Source organism: Candidatus Binataceae bacterium, assembly GCA_036495685.1.
GTDB lineage: Bacteria > Desulfobacterota > Binatia > Binatales > Binataceae > JAFAHS01.
Map to the genome: position 1 here is coordinate 1 of DASXMJ010000017.1, position 17,076 is coordinate 17,076.

At 60.1% G+C, this 17,076-nt stretch carries 13 protein-coding genes; 2 read left to right on the top strand and 11 right to left on the bottom strand.

Annotated elements, in window-relative coordinates; all coding sequences use genetic code 11:
• The coding region (locus VGI36_01550) for a hypothetical protein (protein ID HEY2483799.1) at window positions 1-452 on the top strand (452 nt) is incomplete at its 5' end.
• 199 nt (window positions 453-651) lie between these two features.
• Window positions 652-1,413 carry a hypothetical protein gene (locus VGI36_01555; protein HEY2483800.1) on the top strand — a complete coding sequence of 254 codons (762 nt, stop codon included), beginning with the start codon at window positions 652-654 and terminating at the stop codon, window positions 1,411-1,413.
• A gap of 87 nt (window positions 1,414-1,500) precedes the next feature.
• On the opposite strand, the gene VGI36_01560 is transcribed toward VGI36_01555, so the two are convergent.
• The 11 genes from VGI36_01560 to VGI36_01610 form a co-directional block, all read right to left on the bottom strand.
• Complete coding sequence (locus VGI36_01560; protein HEY2483801.1) at window positions 1,501-3,828, bottom strand: HEAT repeat domain-containing protein; 2,328 nt, start codon at window positions 3,826-3,828, stop codon at window positions 1,501-1,503.
• Between the two features lie 312 nt (window positions 3,829-4,140).
• Window positions 4,141-7,821, bottom strand: a complete 3,681-nt coding sequence (locus tag VGI36_01565; GenBank protein ID HEY2483802.1) for an efflux RND transporter permease subunit — start codon at window positions 7,819-7,821, stop codon at window positions 4,141-4,143.
• Between the two features lie 23 nt (window positions 7,822-7,844).
• Window positions 7,845-9,020, bottom strand: coding sequence for an efflux RND transporter periplasmic adaptor subunit (locus VGI36_01570; protein ID HEY2483803.1), 1,176 nt, complete (start codon window positions 9,018-9,020; stop codon window positions 7,845-7,847).
• Between the two features lie 273 nt (window positions 9,021-9,293).
• Window positions 9,294-10,886: a VWA domain-containing protein gene (locus VGI36_01575; protein HEY2483804.1), complete on the bottom strand. Its 1,593-nt coding sequence runs from the start codon at window positions 10,884-10,886 to the stop codon at window positions 9,294-9,296.
• Window positions 10,887-10,894: 8 nt separating this feature from the next.
• Window positions 10,895-12,304 carry a hypothetical protein gene (locus tag VGI36_01580; protein ID HEY2483805.1) on the bottom strand — a complete coding sequence of 470 codons (1,410 nt, stop codon included), beginning with the start codon at window positions 12,302-12,304 and terminating at the stop codon, window positions 10,895-10,897.
• A 27-nt stretch (window positions 12,305-12,331) separates the two neighbouring features.
• Window positions 12,332-12,898 (bottom strand): HIT domain-containing protein, encoded by a 567-nt coding sequence (locus tag VGI36_01585; GenBank protein HEY2483806.1) that lies wholly within the window; start codon window positions 12,896-12,898, stop codon window positions 12,332-12,334.
• Complete coding sequence (locus VGI36_01590) at window positions 12,873-13,169, bottom strand: integration host factor subunit beta (protein HEY2483807.1); 297 nt, start codon at window positions 13,167-13,169, stop codon at window positions 12,873-12,875. Before VGI36_01590 ends, VGI36_01585 begins: the two co-directional genes overlap by 26 nt.
• A 21-nt stretch (window positions 13,170-13,190) precedes the next feature.
• Window positions 13,191-14,933: a 30S ribosomal protein S1 gene (locus VGI36_01595; GenBank protein HEY2483808.1), complete on the bottom strand. Its 1,743-nt coding sequence runs from the start codon at window positions 14,931-14,933 to the stop codon at window positions 13,191-13,193.
• A gap of 52 nt (window positions 14,934-14,985) precedes the next feature.
• Window positions 14,986-15,684 carry a (d)CMP kinase gene (gene cmk, locus VGI36_01600; GenBank protein HEY2483809.1) on the bottom strand — a complete coding sequence of 233 codons (699 nt, stop codon included), beginning with the start codon at window positions 15,682-15,684 and terminating at the stop codon, window positions 14,986-14,988.
• A complete protein-coding gene (locus VGI36_01605) occupies window positions 15,681-16,583 on the bottom strand; it encodes a prephenate dehydrogenase/arogenate dehydrogenase family protein (GenBank protein HEY2483810.1) in 903 nt (300 codons plus the stop codon). The genes cmk and VGI36_01605 overlap by 4 nt, the downstream gene beginning before the upstream one ends.
• A partial coding sequence (locus tag VGI36_01610; GenBank protein ID HEY2483811.1) for a DUF1648 domain-containing protein occupies window positions 16,580-17,076 on the bottom strand: 497 nt, incomplete at its 5' end. The genes VGI36_01605 and VGI36_01610, both read right to left, overlap by 4 nt.

Here is a 17,076-nt window from a genome sequence, read left to right on the forward strand (position 1 = left end):
AGGTATTAGATTGGAGAACTTTGCCGCGAGCAAAGTGGGTCACTTTCCGGGTCGGGATTGCGTCGCTCGCTGCGGTGCTCACAGCCGTCGCCGTGCCCTCAACCCGCCAGGGGCCAGCCAGCATGCGGACAGAGGGTGGCGTCGAAGCGGTTGCGCTTAAGTGGTTTACCGAGATGCAGGCGGGTCAGATCGACCGCAGCCGGCTGACCGCTGACTACAGCGCGCAACTGACGGATGCCGCGGTACAGGGCATGTCGCGGTACCTCAGGGAATTTAGGTACGGCGTATCGCCGACGCGGGCCGAGGTTCTCCAGAGCCGCACGAGCGGACAACAGAAACTCTACGTTGTAGAACTTCTCTTCCCCCGCGGCGATGCGGCCAGCCTCCTGTTCGGCTTCAATGCCAAGAATCAGATTACCGGGGTTAGTCTTCTGAGCATGGCGGGTGACTGATAGATAATCAGAAGAAGCGGCTGATCGACGTTTTGAAACGCGGGCTCCCCGCCGGGTGGAGTAAACAATCCGCGAGGTGCCAGCTATCCGCGTTACCGCAAACGCGTGGTCAACGCGGTGAGCCCAAACGACATTTAGCAAGAACGCGGGCACCAGGCTCGTGAGCTAACTGGGCCTGGTCATCTAGAAAGAGGTGGCGATGAAGAAGGTGGCCTCGATTTTGATGGCCTTCGGTATATTGTGCGCCAGCACGGCTTTCGCGCAGGGAGTCGTGCTGCCGTTACCGGCCGAAGATACACAGCGGATAAACACGATGCTTGGCCCGGGGGTCGTCGGAAGCCCAGTTCCCAGTAAGCCGCTCAGCGACGGAATCACGTACTTTCCGCTCCAGAACAAGACCCTCACATATCAAGTTACCTCGGGTAAGAACGTGGGAAACACGCAAGCACTCACCGTCAGCCGCCGATCCCGACCTAACGGGCAACAGGCCTGGAGATTTCAATTTTCACCAACGCTTTCGGGGTTTCTGAACCAGAGCGTGGACGGAGCGCTGATAATGCCCGCGGTGAGCGACAGTGGAGAAGGCGTTATTGTGGTCAGCACGCCTGCGAATCCGTTCGTGCCCAAGGGGATGAATCCCGGTGAGACCCGATCGTTTTCGCAGAACGTCTCCGTAAACTATCTCAACAATCCTTCCGACCAGCGCTACTCCGGGACTGTTGCGGGCACCTACACTTACCTTGGAACCTATCGAGTGACGGTCCCCGCTGGCACCTTCAACGCTGACCTGATTCGCGTCAAGTTCGAGGGCGAGGTTGGCCCTGCACACACCAAGGATGCACAATACAACTTTTTTGCCCCCGGGGTCGGTGTCGTTGCTATGATCACCCAGGAGGACATCGAAGCGTTCTGGATTTTCAACATCGACACCAGCACAGGGAAGGTTCTGGCAGCGCGGTGATTTTCTCTATCGTCATTTCGCCAATAGGGATTTTGGCGTTTCGATGAGCACAGCCGCCGCCGAACTTGTTTCGATTGATCCGAGGCCTTACTTGCTTGAGTTCCTTTCCGAATCGACCGGCTCGTCAATCATCTGGCGGAGCCCCTGGTTGTCGGGTTCGAGTTGCAGAAGGCGTCGCGCATACAGAACGGCCTGGCCGCGATCATGCGTTTGGTCGAGATAGATAACCAAGGCAGTGAGTGAATCTCGATCGTAGGGATGCGATTTTATGGAGTGCTCCAGTGTATCGATCGCTGCGCTTCTCTGACCCGCATCATTGAGGGCGACCGCATAGACGTAAGCATATCTGGCGTTTCGCGGATCGCTGCTCGCGGCGGTCGCCAGTAGATTGAGCGCTTTAGCATGCTGTCCCTGACGCGCCATCGACAGGCCCAGCGCATAAAGAAGTGCTGGGTCGGAAGGTGAGTGCTGCAGGGCGGCGCGCAACGTCGCTTCGCCATCCGCCTCCCGGCCGAGACTTCGCTCGAGGTCGGCTAGATTGACGGCAGCCGGGACAAAGGTTGGATCCAGCGATAGGGCCTCTTTCAGTTGGGCTTCCGCCTCCCTGACCTCCTTGCGCTTGGCGAACAGCAACGCGAGGTCCAGGTGCGACTCGGGGCGATCCGCGTTCAGTTCCTGCGCGGCGACATACTCTTGCGTGGCGTGCTCGAGGTTCGCAGCGAGGCGTGGGTCTGCTGCGTGAGCCTTCACAGGTGCCAATACTTCCGCCGTCTCGATGCGTACCGATCTCACAGGATCGCCGAGGAGCGAACCGAGAGTGGAAGCGCTCCCCTGAGGATCGGAGTTGGATAGAGCGGCAGCGGCAGCTCTCCGCATCAATGCCGATTGGTCGTTTGCCGCCCCGCGCACCTCCGGCTCGGTTGGTGACGGAGAATAGCCAGCCAGGCGCGAGACCGCGGTAGCGCGAGCGATCGCGGGCTGGTCAGGGTCTGCCGCCAGTTCCCTGAGAGCGCGCTCCGCGCCGGGCGCGTTCTCGACGGCCGCACGAAAGGTTTCGGCATAGCGCTGGAAACCTTCCGGAGTGTGGCCGTACCACTTCTGCAGCGAGTCGGAGGCCCACTGCGCAGACTTGTCGGCGTGACATTGGTTGCATGCGTTGGGCGTGCCCAGTCGCAAGGTCAAATCGGGGCGCGGGATGCGAATGCTGTGATCGCGGCGAGCGTCGATGACCATATAAGTTCGGGTCGGCATGTGGCATTCGACGCATCGCGAACCTGCCACCCCCAGCTTGTGAAAATGGTGACGCGGGGAGTCGTACCTGTTGCCTGCGTGGCATTGGAGACACACGTGGTTTCCTTCGGCGCGCAGCGCAAGCCCGTGCGGTTCATGACAATCGCTGCACGTCACCCCCTCGTGAAACATTCTGCTCTGGACGAAGGAGCCGTATTCGTAAACCTCCTCCTTGATTTGGCCGTCCGGAAAGTAAAGGTCGCTGTCCAGCAGTGTAACCCGGTAGTCGTCCCCGACCGGTTGTCCGTGGACGTAGTCTTCATGGATCTGGCCGCGGCGCGCATGACATCGCGCGCACATCATGATTTCGTTTTCGGAGGTGCGGGGCGAGTTGCGACGCCCATTGCCGGTGGCAGGGTCGATAGTCCACACGACTCCTTTGCGATCCTCGAGGGCCACCGTGAGCCCTTTGTTTGCCGCGGAACCCTTCCAATCCCCGCGCTTTTGCGCCCAGGCGACGTGATCGGAACCGGGTCCGTGACAAGCCTCACACGATACGTCGATTTCCGCGAAGGTGGTTGAGTAACTGCGTTTCTGTTCATCATAGTTCTTGCGCACATTGGTCGAGTGGCAATCCGCGCACATGTAGTTCCAGGTCTGATCAATTCCGGTCCAGTGAAGCGGGTCGGAGGCGCGGACTTTGTGGTCGGGGTAGAGAATAAACCAGCGTTGGCCCCCAGCCTCGGGCGAGCGGCTTTCCCACGCGATGCCCAATGCTTGCAGGCGTCCCCCCGGCATTGCGATCAAGTATTGCTGTAGCGGGAAAACGCCAAAAGCGTAATTAATTTCGTAGTCGTGGAGCCTGCCGTCAGGTCCGTCGGTCCGGGCCATGAATTTTGCGCCACGGCGAAAGAACGTTGAGGTCACACCAAGGTTAGAGAAGGTAGCGTGGTTGAAGTTGCCGAGAACGGAACGCGGGTTCGCGGGCTGCATCGCAAGTTGATGATGTGAACCGGTCCACCGCTTGAGCTCGTCCTGATGACAGCTGCCGCATGCCCCCGCCCCGACAAAGGTGGGCGACGCAACCAGAGGTCGCACCCCGAGGAAAATGCCGGTCACGGCGCCTAAGAGGAGAATCACAAGTTCGCGAAGAACTCCGGGGGCGAAGAGCTGAGATTTCGACACCACGCGCTCTGCATCAAATACCAAGACGCGCCGAGCGAAAAGAGCCCGAGAAGGTTTGTCGCGAAACGGCCCAGACCCGGCTGCCTGATGCAACGCTTACGGTGTCGACAGTCGCTGGCCGGTTCCCTCAACCGACCGACCAGCTTGCAGATCCAAGCATTTGGCGAGATGTCGACGCTCTGCCATCCCTCCCGTCGTCGGGCACGCAACCTGAAGAAGCTTTTGGAATTTTCCTCGCGCCCACGACGGTTCCTGGCTCAGGGGTCGCGGCCATCGCGCTAGCGCCAGCCGCTTCCTCAGTGTTATCGCCTTTCAGGTGGCGGACGCGACCCTGATGGTTTCTTCCGCCGCGGCCGGGTGCTCGAGAGACTCCCACTTAATGATTTTGAGGTCGAGGACAAAGATCCCGTACATGACCGGAACGAGCAACAATTCGATGAAGGTGGCGAGGCTGAGACCACCGATTTGCGCGTAACAAAGTGGCTGCCAGAGCGGGCCACCGCGAATTGAGAGCGGAAATAGAGCCAGCACCGTTGCGCCCACCGTGATCATTACAGGCCGCAGGCGTTCGATCCCCGCGTCGAGCACCGCATCCATGAAGGGCTCGCCCTTTTCATGCATCTCCTCGACAAAGTCGAACAGCACGATCACGTGACTGACGATGACCCCCACGAGACTCGCGACTCCGAGAAACGCCATAAAACCGAACGGAGTACCCATCGCCAGCAGCGCGAGCAGTGCGCCGACCACGCCGAAGGGGACGCACATGAAGACCAGGACCGGCTTGACTGCATTGTTGAACTGGATGACCAGCGCGACGTAAATCATGATGCTTGAGAGCACCAGAACCACGACGAGTTCGGAAAAACCGGTCTGCTGTTTGGCGAATTCGCCGCCGATTACGATCGAATAGCCTGGCGGCAACGAAGCTTGCAGTTTTTTTATCTCGGGAATTGCCGCGTTGAGCACCTCGGATGCCAGTACTCCGGGCGCTGTGAATGACTGCACGCTGATAGTCCTAAAGTGCGCGCGGCGTCGAATTCGCTGCGTCTCGAGACGGTAACTCATGTGGGAAATCGACTTAAGTACGATGGGCTTGCCGCCATTGGCCGGAAACACGTACAGATTTTGGAGCGCATCAACCGTAGCGCGCTCCGGACGTGTCAGCCTTGCGATGATAGGGATCTGTTTGTCGCCCTCGAGCAGGTAGCTGACGGTAGTGCCGCTGAGCCCGGCGGTAGTCGATGCGGCCACGTCGCTGTTGGTGACGCCGGCGGCATTGGCCCGGTCAGGATCGATCTGCAGGCGCGCAACCATCGTCTGCCGAAACCAGTCGTTGCGCACGCGACGCGCCGTCGGTACCTTGCGCAGGATCGTTTCGACCTGACCCGCGATTTTGCGAATCGTATCGATGTCCTGCTGCTCGTCGCCTCCGTTGCGCACTGACTCCGCGCGCCCGTTGACGAAGATTTCCACCGGATACTTGGTCCCGTTGGTTTGCAGCTCCTGGACATCAACGTAAGCGCCCGGAATTGCGTCCCCCAACGCCGGTTGCAGGAGCTTCGCAAACTCCGGCATGTCGCGCCTGTCACGAATTTGCATAATGATCTGCGCGTAGTTGAGTTGCTTGGACTCAGGGCCGAGCGAGTACCAGAAGCGCGGTCCGCCGCCCCCCAGAAAGGTGGTGAGCGATTTGAGAAGCGCGGGATGATCGCTACTACCGCCGCCGTGAAGCGCATCGAACTCTTGCGCGGTCTTCAGAATGATTGAACGCGCCTGGTCCGCGGCCAATGCGGTATTCGACAACGCGGTATCGTTGGGCAGAAAGACGTCGACCGTCGCGAGAAACTGGAGGTCGATCGGAAAGAAGGCGGTCCTTAGCTTTGTACCAAAGTAAAGGCCGATGACCAGAAAGACGATCGAGAGGCCCATCGACAACCATCGATGCTCGAGCAGAAGGTGGCCGGTGCGGTAGTAGAATCCGCTAAAGCCTTGCTTGCGTCGTTCCTCGATGGGCAGGGGCTTTTTCCGGGATGGTCGCAGCCAGTAGTACCCGAGCATCGGAATAAAGGTCATCGAAACCAGACGCGACGCGATGAGCGCAGCGGTCATTACGACGGGAAGCGAGATCAGGAACTTGCCAGTGTCGCCGGTCAAAATCCCAAACGGAAGGTACGCGACTATATTGGTGATGGTGGCGTAGAGAATCGCGCGTGCCAGTTTGGTTGGGCCCAGCCACGCGGCAATGATCCGCGGATGGCCGAGGTCGAGGTCGCGCTTGATAGCGTCTCCGGCCACGACCGGATCGTCGACCAGCAGGCCCAGCGCGATGATTAAGGAAGCGGTCGAGACCTGCTGAATATCCCAGCCCAGCACCTTCATCATGCCAAAGGTCATCAACAAGGTTATCGGAATCGAGACCGCCATGAGCAGGGCGGAGCGCCATTCCCAGAATCCGAGCAGCGCCACGACCACGACCAGGATGATTGCCTCCTCCAGGGCGTGATTGAACAACTGGACGTTTTCCTCCACCTGGCGCGGCTGATCCGAGGTTCGCGCCATAATCAAATCGGAGGGCAGCTGGTGGCGGAGAATCGCGAGCTGGCGATCTACATTTTCGCCGAAGGCGCGGATCTGTTGGCCAGTCCGCATCTGCACATCCAGGGTTATCGCACGATGGGTCTGCCAGCGTTGCGCCGAGTCGGGCACGGTGTAGTAGTTGAGATAGCGCGGGGGCTCGAGATAGGTGCGCGAGATACTGGCAATATCGCGAAGATAAAGCGGGGTGCCGGTCGCCGACTTGTAGACGATTACGTCGCCGATCTCTTTTTCGCTTTTGAATTCACCTGAAGGAAAGATGAGCAAATTGGCGCCGTTGGTTTCGAGAGTCCCTCCGCTGGTCACGATGTTGCGTGCGACCAGGGTTTTAGCCACGTTGCTCGCGGTCAGTCCGAGCGCCGCGAGCTTGCTTTGCGAATACTCGAGGTTGACTATCTGGGGAAGGTTGGCGTTTATCAGAATCTTGGAGACCTGAGGCACCCCGATAAGACCACGCCGAATCAAATCGGTGTAATCGTCGAGTTCGCGGTAGCTGTACTTGTCGCCGGCGACTTCGAGAAGTTTGGTGCGCGTGTCCGCCGGATCGCGTACCACTGCTGGAGACCACACGTCGGGGTCGAAGGAGGTCGTGCCAAACGCCTGGCGAACGCAGTCGTTAAAAACCGACAGCAACTGGTTGTCGGAGACCGAGGTGGTGCCATCGAGAGCGACGAAACCTTTGCCATCCACGGGAAGAATATCGCTAAAGACACCACCTTTACCGAGGCAGGCGCCAAGACTGCTTTGCAGCCGGAGTCCCAGGTCGGGTCGCCGCAGCGAAAATGGAAACGCCACTACCAGGCTCGCGCGCCCGCCGGAGCCATTACTCGACGCGCGTGCGGCACGGAGGCGCTCCTCGATCTCGGCGGCGCGTAACGACACCGCGACTTCCGACTCGCGCGGACTTGCCACCGTGAGCATCAGCGCCGCGGTATCCCCAAAGCCGCTGAAGAACTGAATGGGTCCCGCACCTTGCGGCAGATCGGTGATGCCCCGCAATTTGAGGTCCATTTCATTGAAGATCGGTTTGGTGTCGTTGATACGGTAGTCGACCTGAACATTGACCACCGAAAGTCCATCGAGGGTGAGCGATTTTATCGAGTATTCCTCGGCGGAAGGAGGCCGCACTTCGGCGACTTCGGTGAGCTTCTGCTCGATCTTGCGGGTAACGAGCTGCTCTACCCGGTCGGCGCTCACTCCGGGCCAAGCGCATTGGACCTGCGCCTCCTTGACCGGAATGTCGGGATCCTTGCGCTTGGGCATCTGGTCGTAGCCGTAGATGCCCCATCCGATTACCAGCAGAAGCAGGACCCAGGAGATCTGGCGATTTTCGGTAAAGAAGCGCGCCGTATTGTGAACGTTGGCGATTATCTCTTTGTCTGATCGATGCGCCACGAGTAACTTCCGCCGATCCTAGACTACGGCATGATCCGAATGCTTTGGCCGTCGTATACGATGTCACTGCCCTTGACGATCACTTTGACCCCGGGGTCCAGGCCCGACTCGACGGAGACCTCATCACCAAGGACCGGTCCAATGGTCACGGGTTTGAGGCGCGCGACGGCAGCGCCGTTGTTTTCTTCCACAACGTAGACTGCATAGCCTTTTGGGTCGTCGGGCGGCCGCACGATCGAGCGCATCGGAACCGTCGGCATCGCCTGGCGCTGGGCGTTGTTCGGCAGGTGAAGCGCGGTGACCATCCCGACTCGCAAGCGGCCATCTGAATTCGGGAATGTCGCCTCGACGTCGAAGATCCGGGTGTTGGGATCCGCGGCCGAAGCAATCTTTGAAACCGCTCCCTGGAACACCTGTCCGGGGAAGGCATCGGTCATCATGGTGACGGCGGTGTTCGGCGCAAGTGTGCTCACGATTGCACTCGGTACCCCGAATACTACTTTGACCTTCGTGGTGTCGCCGATCTGAAAGGCCACGGTGTTCACCGCTACCAGGGTCCCGACTTCGATCTTGCGATCCAGCACCAGCCCGCTAAGCGGAGCCTTCAACTTGCAGTCTTCGAGATCGACTTGGGCGTGACGAACCGCAGCTTGTGCGGCGCCCACGCTCGCCTGCGCGGACTCGAAGCGCTGCTTGTAGGTGTCATACTCGGCAGGCGAGATCACTTTCTTCTCGAACAATTGTGAAAACCGGCCAAAGTCGGCTTTGGCTTTGGTTTGCGTCGCGCGCGCGTTTTCCAGATCGGATTGGGCCTTGAGCAGAGTTTGCCTATAGGTGTCATCCCTGATCGAAGCCAGCACGACGCCGGAATTGACTCGGTCGCCGGCCTGCACGTTGCGCAGTTGCCCGTCGGCGCCTTTGACCTGGAGAATCGTCTGAACGTATCCGTTTACCTTGAACGCCACGTCGACTTGAGTGTCGGCGGATACGGCGCCTGAGTAGGAATTGCCCGCCGCTCCTGAGCTGGCGTGGACAGTTTGCACTGTCACCGGAAGTGGGCTTGCAGCCTTCTCATTTTTTGGACCGCAGGCCGCGAGCGTCAGGGCGCACAGGCCGATGGTCGCAAGATGCCTCGAAGAACGCACGATGGATGTGTCGCGATGCGATCGTTTATATTCGCGGTCCAGCACTCTTGACATGCGCGAGATCCTCGAGCCTCACAGGGACATCTGGAATTCAGTCGACCTTGGTCAGCGCCAATCGCGCATCCCGTTGTATCTGCAGACGAGGAGAGCGTCCATAGGCGAGTCGGGCAAACGGCAGAAGCCGGAGCTTCCATAAAGTAGCGTAATCATTTTTTCCTCCCCCGCTCATCGACGACCGATGTGGTCAAGCTTCCATAGCTAAAGTGCAAGAGACCTCCAAGTAATGGAGCCTTGGGAGGTCACGAACGATGGAATAGATGGAGCCGTCTAGCCGCGCTTTTTCTTCTTGGACAGATAGTCGACCAGCATGTACTCGCCCAGATGGTCAGGGCGGGTGTAGAGCGCCCGGCCGTGGTTGATTTGCGTCATCTTTTCCACGAACGCGCGGAGGCTTGGCGAGTCATCCAGCATGAAGGTATTGATGGTGATGTTTTTGCGGGTGATGCGTTCCACCTCCTTCAAGGTTTCCTGCGCGGCGCGCATGCTGATACCGCCGAACGACAGGGGCCATTCGCAGTAGAGGCGCTTGTTGAGAAAGTACGCGGTCGGCTGTCCATCGGTAATCACGATGATGTGCTGATTGCGGGATGGATGGCGCCCCAGCAGGTCCGAGGCGAGACGCAATCCATCCTGGAGGTTGGTAAACGGATCGCCCATGTTCCACGAGGCTTCGGGCAGATCCTTCAGCTTCAACTCCACCGCCCGGGTGAAGAAGCCGACGATCGAGAAGAAGTCGCGCGGGAATTTGGCCCGAATCAGGGTCTCCATCGCCATCGCGACCTTCTTCGCCGCCGCGAACCGCCCCTCCCAACTCATCGACCACGACATGTCGAGACACAAGACCGTCGACGAGCTGCTGGCGTAGTCGTTTTCGTAAATCTCGAAGTCGTCGGGATCGAGTTCCAGCGGGACCCCGGCCTTACGCGCGAGCGCCTTCTTGAGGGTCGCGACCAGGTTGAGATTCAAGGGATCGCCGAATGAGTAGGGCTTGGTCTCCTCAGGACGCATTTCGCTGATGCCGCGGTGGTCGGTGAGGTGGCTGCCCGAGCGGTCCTTGAGCAGACTCTGGTAGATGTCCCGTAGAGCCAGCTGTCCGATTCGCCGCACGCCCTTGGGGGAGAGCTGGTAGTGTTCGCCCTTGGGCATGACGTAACCGGAGTTGGCGAGCAGTACCATTACCTGTTTGAGATTCTGGAAGTCACGCATCGCTTGCTGTCCCAGAATCTGCTGCAGGTCCTCCATCGAGATGGTGTCGAAGTTGCCGGCCATCAGGTCCTGCTCGAGCTGACGCATCTGCTCCATCTCGCGCATCAGATCGAGTGCCTCCGGATAGCCGAGGCTCTTCGGCCCGTGAAACATGTGCTGGTTGCGCTCGCGGAAATTCTCGAGGTCGCGGATATTCTCGTATTCGGATAGCAGTTCTTCGAAGTCGGCCTTGGCCTGCGCGTCTTCGAAATCGTAGCTCTCCAGCTTGCGAATCGCTTCGGAGAGCCGTCGCGGTACGTGGGACAGCTGGCGCTGCTTTTCCTCGATCCCGGGTTTCTGGCCCTTGAGCGAGTCCAGTGTTTCGCGTTCGCGGTCCAGAATGTCCTGGAGCTTTTGCTCCATCTCGGAGAGCGCGTTCTTCAGATTGAAGTCACGGTAGCGCTGGCGCATCTCCTGGCGGAGTTGCTCGATGAACTCCTCCAGTCCCATGACCTGCACGCCGTCGAAATCCATCCCCTGGCGCATCATCCAGTCCATCGCCTGGCGGACATCGTCGGTATAGGACATGTACTCGGCGAGCTTCTCGAACACCTTGTCGGCGTCGAGCTTGAGCTGCTGAGTACCGTCCCACTGGGTATAGCGAGTGGTGACCATCGCACGCCTCAGGCGTGATATGCGAAACGTCCGCCCTGGCGGTCTTTGTTGAGCTTTTGGTGTAGATGCAGGCCCTCGAAAATGAACTCGCTTGCGGCCGCCATCAGCCCGGGCGTTTCGAACGGACCCAGCATCGCGATGGCCTCGCGCAGACCTGCGACCTCGCGGAGCGGCTCGGTGTAGTCGGATGACGGCGCGCGGTCGGAAACCTCGACCCCCCATCCCTGCTCGAAATAGCTGATGACCTTCTTGAGATCGTCGAGTTTCAAATAGCGATCGAACACCTTGAGTACGGCCCGATTGATCAGTCGTTCGATGAGGTCGTCGTCCTTTTTGTCTTCGCCCACGTACTCGAGCTCGATTTTTCCGGCGGTTGAGGCGTACAGCGAGTGCAAGTCCGAAAGGCGCGGCACGATCTCATTTTCGTTATTGACGATCGCGCGCTTCTCCGCGTTGGAAATAAGCGACTCGAAATTGTTGATCGTCACGCGCACCGACACGCCGGAACTCTGATTGATCTCGTTGGAGCCGCGCGCCTCGAAGGTGATCTGCGCGACGATGTCCTTGAGGAACTGCGGAATCCGCACCTCCATGTCGTCGCGCGGAGGATGAACCGCTTCCTGCTCCATAATCGTGATCTCATCCTCGAGAGTCTTGGGGTAGTGGGTGCGAATCTGGATATCGAAACGGTCCTTGAGGGGCGTGATGATGCGCCCGCGCGAGGTGTAGTCTTCCGGGTTGGCGCTGGCGAGGAATACGAGGTCCACTGCCAGGCGAATCTTGTAGCCCTTTATCTGGACGTCTTTCTCTTCCATCAGGTTGAACAACCCCACCTGCACCTTTTCGGTGAGGTCGGGAAGTTCGTTGATGGCAAAAATCCCACGATTGGTTCGCGGGATCAGGCCGAAGTGGATGGTTTCCTCGTCGGCCAGGTAACGGCCCTCGGCAACCTTGATCGGATCGATCTCGCCAATCAGATCTGCGACTGAAACGTCCGGCGTCGCGAGCTTTTCCGCGTAGCGACGATCGCGATCGATCCAGGCAATCTCGAGCTCATCACCTTTCTCTGCCAAAAGCCGGCGGCATTGCCGGCAGATGGGCGCGTAGGGGTCATCGTTGATCTCGCAGCCCTTGATCGCGGGCACGACCTCGTCGAGCAGGTCCGCGAGCGCGCGGATGATGCGCGACTTGGCTTGGCCGCGCTCGCCCAGAAAGATCATGTGATGGCCGGCGAGGACCCCGTTCTCGATCTCTGGCATGACGCTCTCGTCGTATCCGACGATGCCCGACATCAGCTTGTCGCCAGTGCGCAGGCGCGCCAGCAGGTTCTTGCGCATTTCCGCCCGCACCGGAAGGGTCCGGTAGCCGGAGCTCTTGAGCTCGCCTAGGGTGTGAATGTGGCTGAAGGTTTGATTCATTGCCAAGTCCTGAACGGTTCCCGCTGATCAAGCTAAACCAGCCTTGATCGCTTTGAACAGGGGATGCAACCGCCGGTAGCTGTCCAGCAGATGCTGCGATAGCACGCGCGTCGACGCAAGGACAGGCATGAAGTTGTTGTCGCCCGCCCAGCGGGGCACCACGTGCCAGTGGAGGTGGTCGGCGAATCCGGCGCCCGCGATGCGCCCCAGGTTCGCGCCGATGTTGAAGCCTTCCGGATTGAGCGCCGTGCGTAGCAGCTCGACCGATCGTGTGACCAGTTCGCTAAGCTCGTCGCGCTCACCGCGGCTGAGCAGCTCCGGAGACGCAAGGTGGCGGCGCGGCGCCACCATCACATGGCCATTGTTGTAAGGGTAGGCATTGAGCACCACCATCGCGCCGGGCCCGATGTGCAGCACCAGCCGTTTGCGGCGTGCGGGACTCGTAAGCTCGCCAATGCAAAAGATGCACCCGGTGGAGCTCTTGCCGGCCGTGCGCAGGTAGGGGTATCGCCATGGCGCCCACAGCCGAGATCCGGCCGCAGGCGGGTCGGGACGGGCGGGCTGCTTCCTACCGCTGCGGATTGCCCGCGCCATTAACTTCGATTCGGAGTTCCTTGCCGGCGCGGAAGAAGGGAATCCGCTTTGCGTCAACCTTGACGATGGCGCCGGTCTTGGGATTGCGACCCTGGCGCGCGCGGCGATCCTTGACCCCGAAGCTGCCAAAGCCACGAATCTCGATCCGTTTTCCACCGGCCAGGACGTTCGACATCGCGTCGAACATCGCATTGACGATGGTCTCCGACTGCCGATGCGAAAAGTTCTGGTGGCGGGAGAGTAGCTCCTCGATGATTCCCCGCTTGGTCATGGCTCGGGAGCTGGCTGCGACCTATCGATCGCCGCCGCGCCCTCGCGAGGCGCGGCGCTCGCCGTCCTCGCGGTCCAGACGCAATTCCTCGTTCAAGATGTCTTCCATCGAGAAGCGCGCCTTTTCGTGCTCGCGGCGCAGGTACTCCTGCATCTCCTCGCGCTCTTCATGCGCCTTCAGGGCCTTGACCGAAAGCCCGATACGCCGTTCTTTCGGATCGAGTTGGACCACCAGCGCGTCGACTTCATCACCCACCTTGAACAGCGAAGAGGGCTTGTCGATTCGCTCCGAGGACAGCTGGGAAATATGGATGAGCCCCTCGATGCCTTCCTCGATCTCTACGAACACTCCGAAATCTGCCACCGAGCTGACCTTGCCGTGGATCCGCGTATTCAACGGGTAGCGCTCCGCGATCGTGTGCCAGGGATCGGCGCTGAGCTGCTTTACCCCGAGGCTCACCCGCTCATTTTCCGAATCGATTCCGAGCACGACCGCCTCGACCTCGTCGCCCTTCTTCAGGACTTCGGAAGGGTGGCGAATTTTCTTGGTCCACGACAGATCCGAAATATGCACCAGGCCGTCGATGCCCTGCTCGATCTCGATGAACGCGCCGAAGTCGGTGATCGACTTGACCTTGCCTTTGACGTGGGTGCCGACCGGATGTATCTCGGCCAGCGCGACCCACGGGTTCGGTTCAGTCTGTTTGAGGCCCAGTGAGATGCGCCGGTTCGCCTCATCGACCCCCAACACCTGCACCTCGACGTTGCTGCCCTCGCTTACCACCTTGGACGGATGCACCGCGCGCTTGGACCAGCTCATCTCGGATACGTGAATCAGGCCCTCGACACCTTTTTCCAGTTCCACGAAGGCGCCGTAGTCGGTAACGCTGACGACCTTACCGTGCACCCGAGTGCCGGGCGGATAGGTTTCGGCGACCTTGGTCCAGGGATCAGGCTTGATCTGCTTCATGCCGAGCGACACACGCTCGCGCTGCTGATCATACTTGAGAACGACCACGCGGACCTTCTCGCCGACCTTGAGGACTTCGGACGGGTGCGACAGCCGACCCCATGACATATCGGTTATATGAAGCAGACCGTCGAGTCCGCCGAGGTCGATGAAGGCGCCGTAGTCGGTGATATTCTTGACCGTGCCTTCGAGGATCACGCCTTCTTCGAGGACCTTGAGGGTCTGCTCCTTGAGCGAGGCGCGTTCGCGTTCGAGCACGCTGCGGCGCGAGACCACCACGTTGCCGCGGGCGCGGTTGAATTTGAGAATCTGAAAACGGCCGCGCTGACCCACGTAGCGATCGAGGTTACGCGCCGGGCGGATGTCGACGTGCGAACCGGGCAGGAATGCCGGCACGCCGATATCAACCTTGAGTCCGCCTTTGACCTTGCCCAGCACCACCCCTTCGACCGGAGTCTCGGTCTGGAAGGCGCGATCCAACTCCCGCCAGATTTTGAACTTCTCGGCCTTGGCGTGCGACAGCATCACCGTACCGTTCTCGGTCTCGGTGCCTTCGAAATACACGTCCACTTCATCGCCTTCCTTGACGGCCGGGTTACCGCTGGCGTCAAGGAACTCGGTGAGGGGGACCTGTCCTTCGCACTTGTAGTTGATGTCGATAATGACGTGGTCGCGGGTGATCAACATGACCCGGCCGACAAGAACATCGCCCGGGCGTGGAGCCTTCAGGCTTTCTTCCATCAGCGACTCAAAATCATTTTCTCCTCCGAGCTTATCGGACAAAACTTTCTCCATTTAGTGGAACCTTCCGAGGAACGTCGAGGCTGCTGCGAAACTTACAACCGGGTTAGTTGCGTTTCAACCCCTTGCCGGCGTGGCCTCCCGCGACGATTCGCGATTTCATCTCATTAACCACTTGATCCGCATCAAGATTGGTGGTGTCGATCAGCACTGCGTCATCCGCGCGTTTGAGCGGAGCCAGCGCACGCCCGCGATCGCGAACGTCACGTTCCCGTAACTGCTCCAAGACCTCATTGAAACTGGTGGACGCCTGTTTTGCCGCCAGCTCCGCGTAGCGACGCCGTGCGCGGACCTCGACGTCGGCATCCAGAAAGAACTTGAACTCCGCGTCGGGAAAGACCGCGGTTCCGATGTCCCTTCCCTCCATCACGACCCCGCCGTGTTCTCCCAGGCGGCGCTGCAGATCGCGCATGTGAGTACGCACCGCCGCGAAGGTCGAGAGACGCGACGCTAGATCGCTGATCGCGGGCGCCCCGATTTCTCGCGAAACGTCTCGACCATTGAGCATGATTCGTTCACCTTCGAACCGGATTTGAGCGCGATCTAGCAGCCGCTTGAGTCGCGCCTCCAGGTCATCCGACTGCAGGTCGAGTTTAGTCTCCACCGCCTTGATCGCCGCTGCCCGGTACATCGCCCCGGTGCTCAAGTAAACGAACCCCAGAGCGTGCGCCAACCCGCGCGCCGCCGTCGATTTTCCTGCGCTTCCCGGCCCGTCAATCGCGATTACCGGTCGCGGGCGCGTCACTTGACCTTGGCGCGCATCCGGCGCCCTCGCTCAAACAGGGTCTCGAGCGTGTCGATGTCGCCCGCGTTGATGGTCCGCTCGAACTCGGCGAAGGTCGCAGCGAACCGTTGCATCGCGGACCTGAGCGCATCGCGATTAGTCACAAAAATGTCCCGCCACATCTCCCACGATGAGCCGGCCAGCCGCGTGACGTCGCGTAATCCGCCCGCGCCGAAGTCCGCCGCCGTAAACCCGCCCACGCGTTCGTCGAGCAAGGCGGCCGCCAGCGCGCTCGACACAATTTGCGGCAGGTGGCTGGCGCGCGCCAGCAGCGCGTCGTGAAGGTCGGGATCCATCCGCTCCACCTGCGCTCCGGTCGCCTTCCAGAGTTTTTCGATTTTCACGATCGCAGCTGCGCTGCTGTTCGCCGAAGGGGTGATGATAACCCGCCGGTCGCGAAACAAGTCCGGATCCGCGGCGGCCGCGCCGGTAGTTTCCTTGCCGGCAACCGGATGGGCCGCCACCAATGTCATCGGCGGCCTGATCAACAGCTCCAGTTCGCGAACCACCCAGCCCTTTACGCTGCCGACGTCGGTCACGATTGCAGCGGGCGCCAGCTGGGGAAGCATCTTCTCCAAGGTCGCGCGCATGGTGCGGATCGGCACGGCGAGTATCACCACATCGGAGCCGCGCGCGGCTTGCTCCGGATCGCGCGATGCGAGGTCGATCATCCCGCGCGCCTTCGCGATATCCAGGTTCGCTTGGGTTCGACCGAATCCAACCACTCGATTGACCAGCCGCTCGCGTTTCGCGACCAGAGCTAGAGATCCGCCGATGAGGCCGACCCCGGCTATCGTCATCTGCTCGAAGAGTGGCATGTTCTGCTTGCCTTCCCGCCAGCGGGAGCGCGGCTTGGTCATCCAGGCAACGCGCTGCCCCGATCTTTCTGGACGGCGCGAAGTACCAAATTTCCGAGCGCTGCGCCCATCAGCAGCAGCGCCGGCAGCAAGAGGTAATTCATGGTCAGCACGACACCATTGATCCACAGCACCAGGTCGCTGAACACGCTGACGAAAATCAGGAGGATCGTGTAGCCGAGGCGAATCAGCACGCGACTCACCGATGGATCGGACTTTCCCTGCTGGAACGGCACCAGGGCGGTAATCAACCCCCATGCGAATGCCGCGCTCAGCGGAACCAGCAGCAATCCTTGGAACTTGCCGCCGTATCGATTGATCGAGCCTTCGCCATTCCCGTGAGTGGGAATGCTCACCGGCGCCAAGGGCGATTCCACGATCCCGACCGCGAACATCGTCGCGATGATCGTCCAGCCTAACCTGGTGCTTTGCAAGTAGCTCCGCATGCCCTTCACCGATCCGGCGGCGCGGAAAGCACCTCTGCCAGCGCGGCGAT

Coding starts and splice junctions, on each gene's coding strand:
- VGI36_01555 (HEY2483800.1), top strand. CDS start 652: ATGAAGAAGGTGGCCTCGATTTTGATGGCCTTCGGTATATTGTGCGCC.
- VGI36_01570 (HEY2483803.1), bottom strand. CDS start 9,020: ATGTCAAGAGTGCTGGACCGCGAATATAAACGATCGCATCGCGACACA.
- VGI36_01575 (HEY2483804.1), bottom strand. CDS start 10,886: ATGGTCACCACTCGCTATACCCAGTGGGACGGTACTCAGCAGCTCAAG.
- VGI36_01580 (HEY2483805.1), bottom strand. CDS start 12,304: ATGAATCAAACCTTCAGCCACATTCACACCCTAGGCGAGCTCAAGAGC.
- VGI36_01585 (HEY2483806.1), bottom strand. CDS start 12,898: ATGGCGCGGGCAATCCGCAGCGGTAGGAAGCAGCCCGCCCGTCCCGAC.
- VGI36_01590 (HEY2483807.1), bottom strand. CDS start 13,169: ATGACCAAGCGGGGAATCATCGAGGAGCTACTCTCCCGCCACCAGAAC.
- VGI36_01595 (HEY2483808.1), bottom strand. CDS start 14,933: ATGGAGAAAGTTTTGTCCGATAAGCTCGGAGGAGAAAATGATTTTGAG.
- VGI36_01605 (HEY2483810.1), bottom strand. CDS start 16,583: ATGACCAAGCCGCGCTCCCGCTGGCGGGAAGGCAAGCAGAACATGCCA.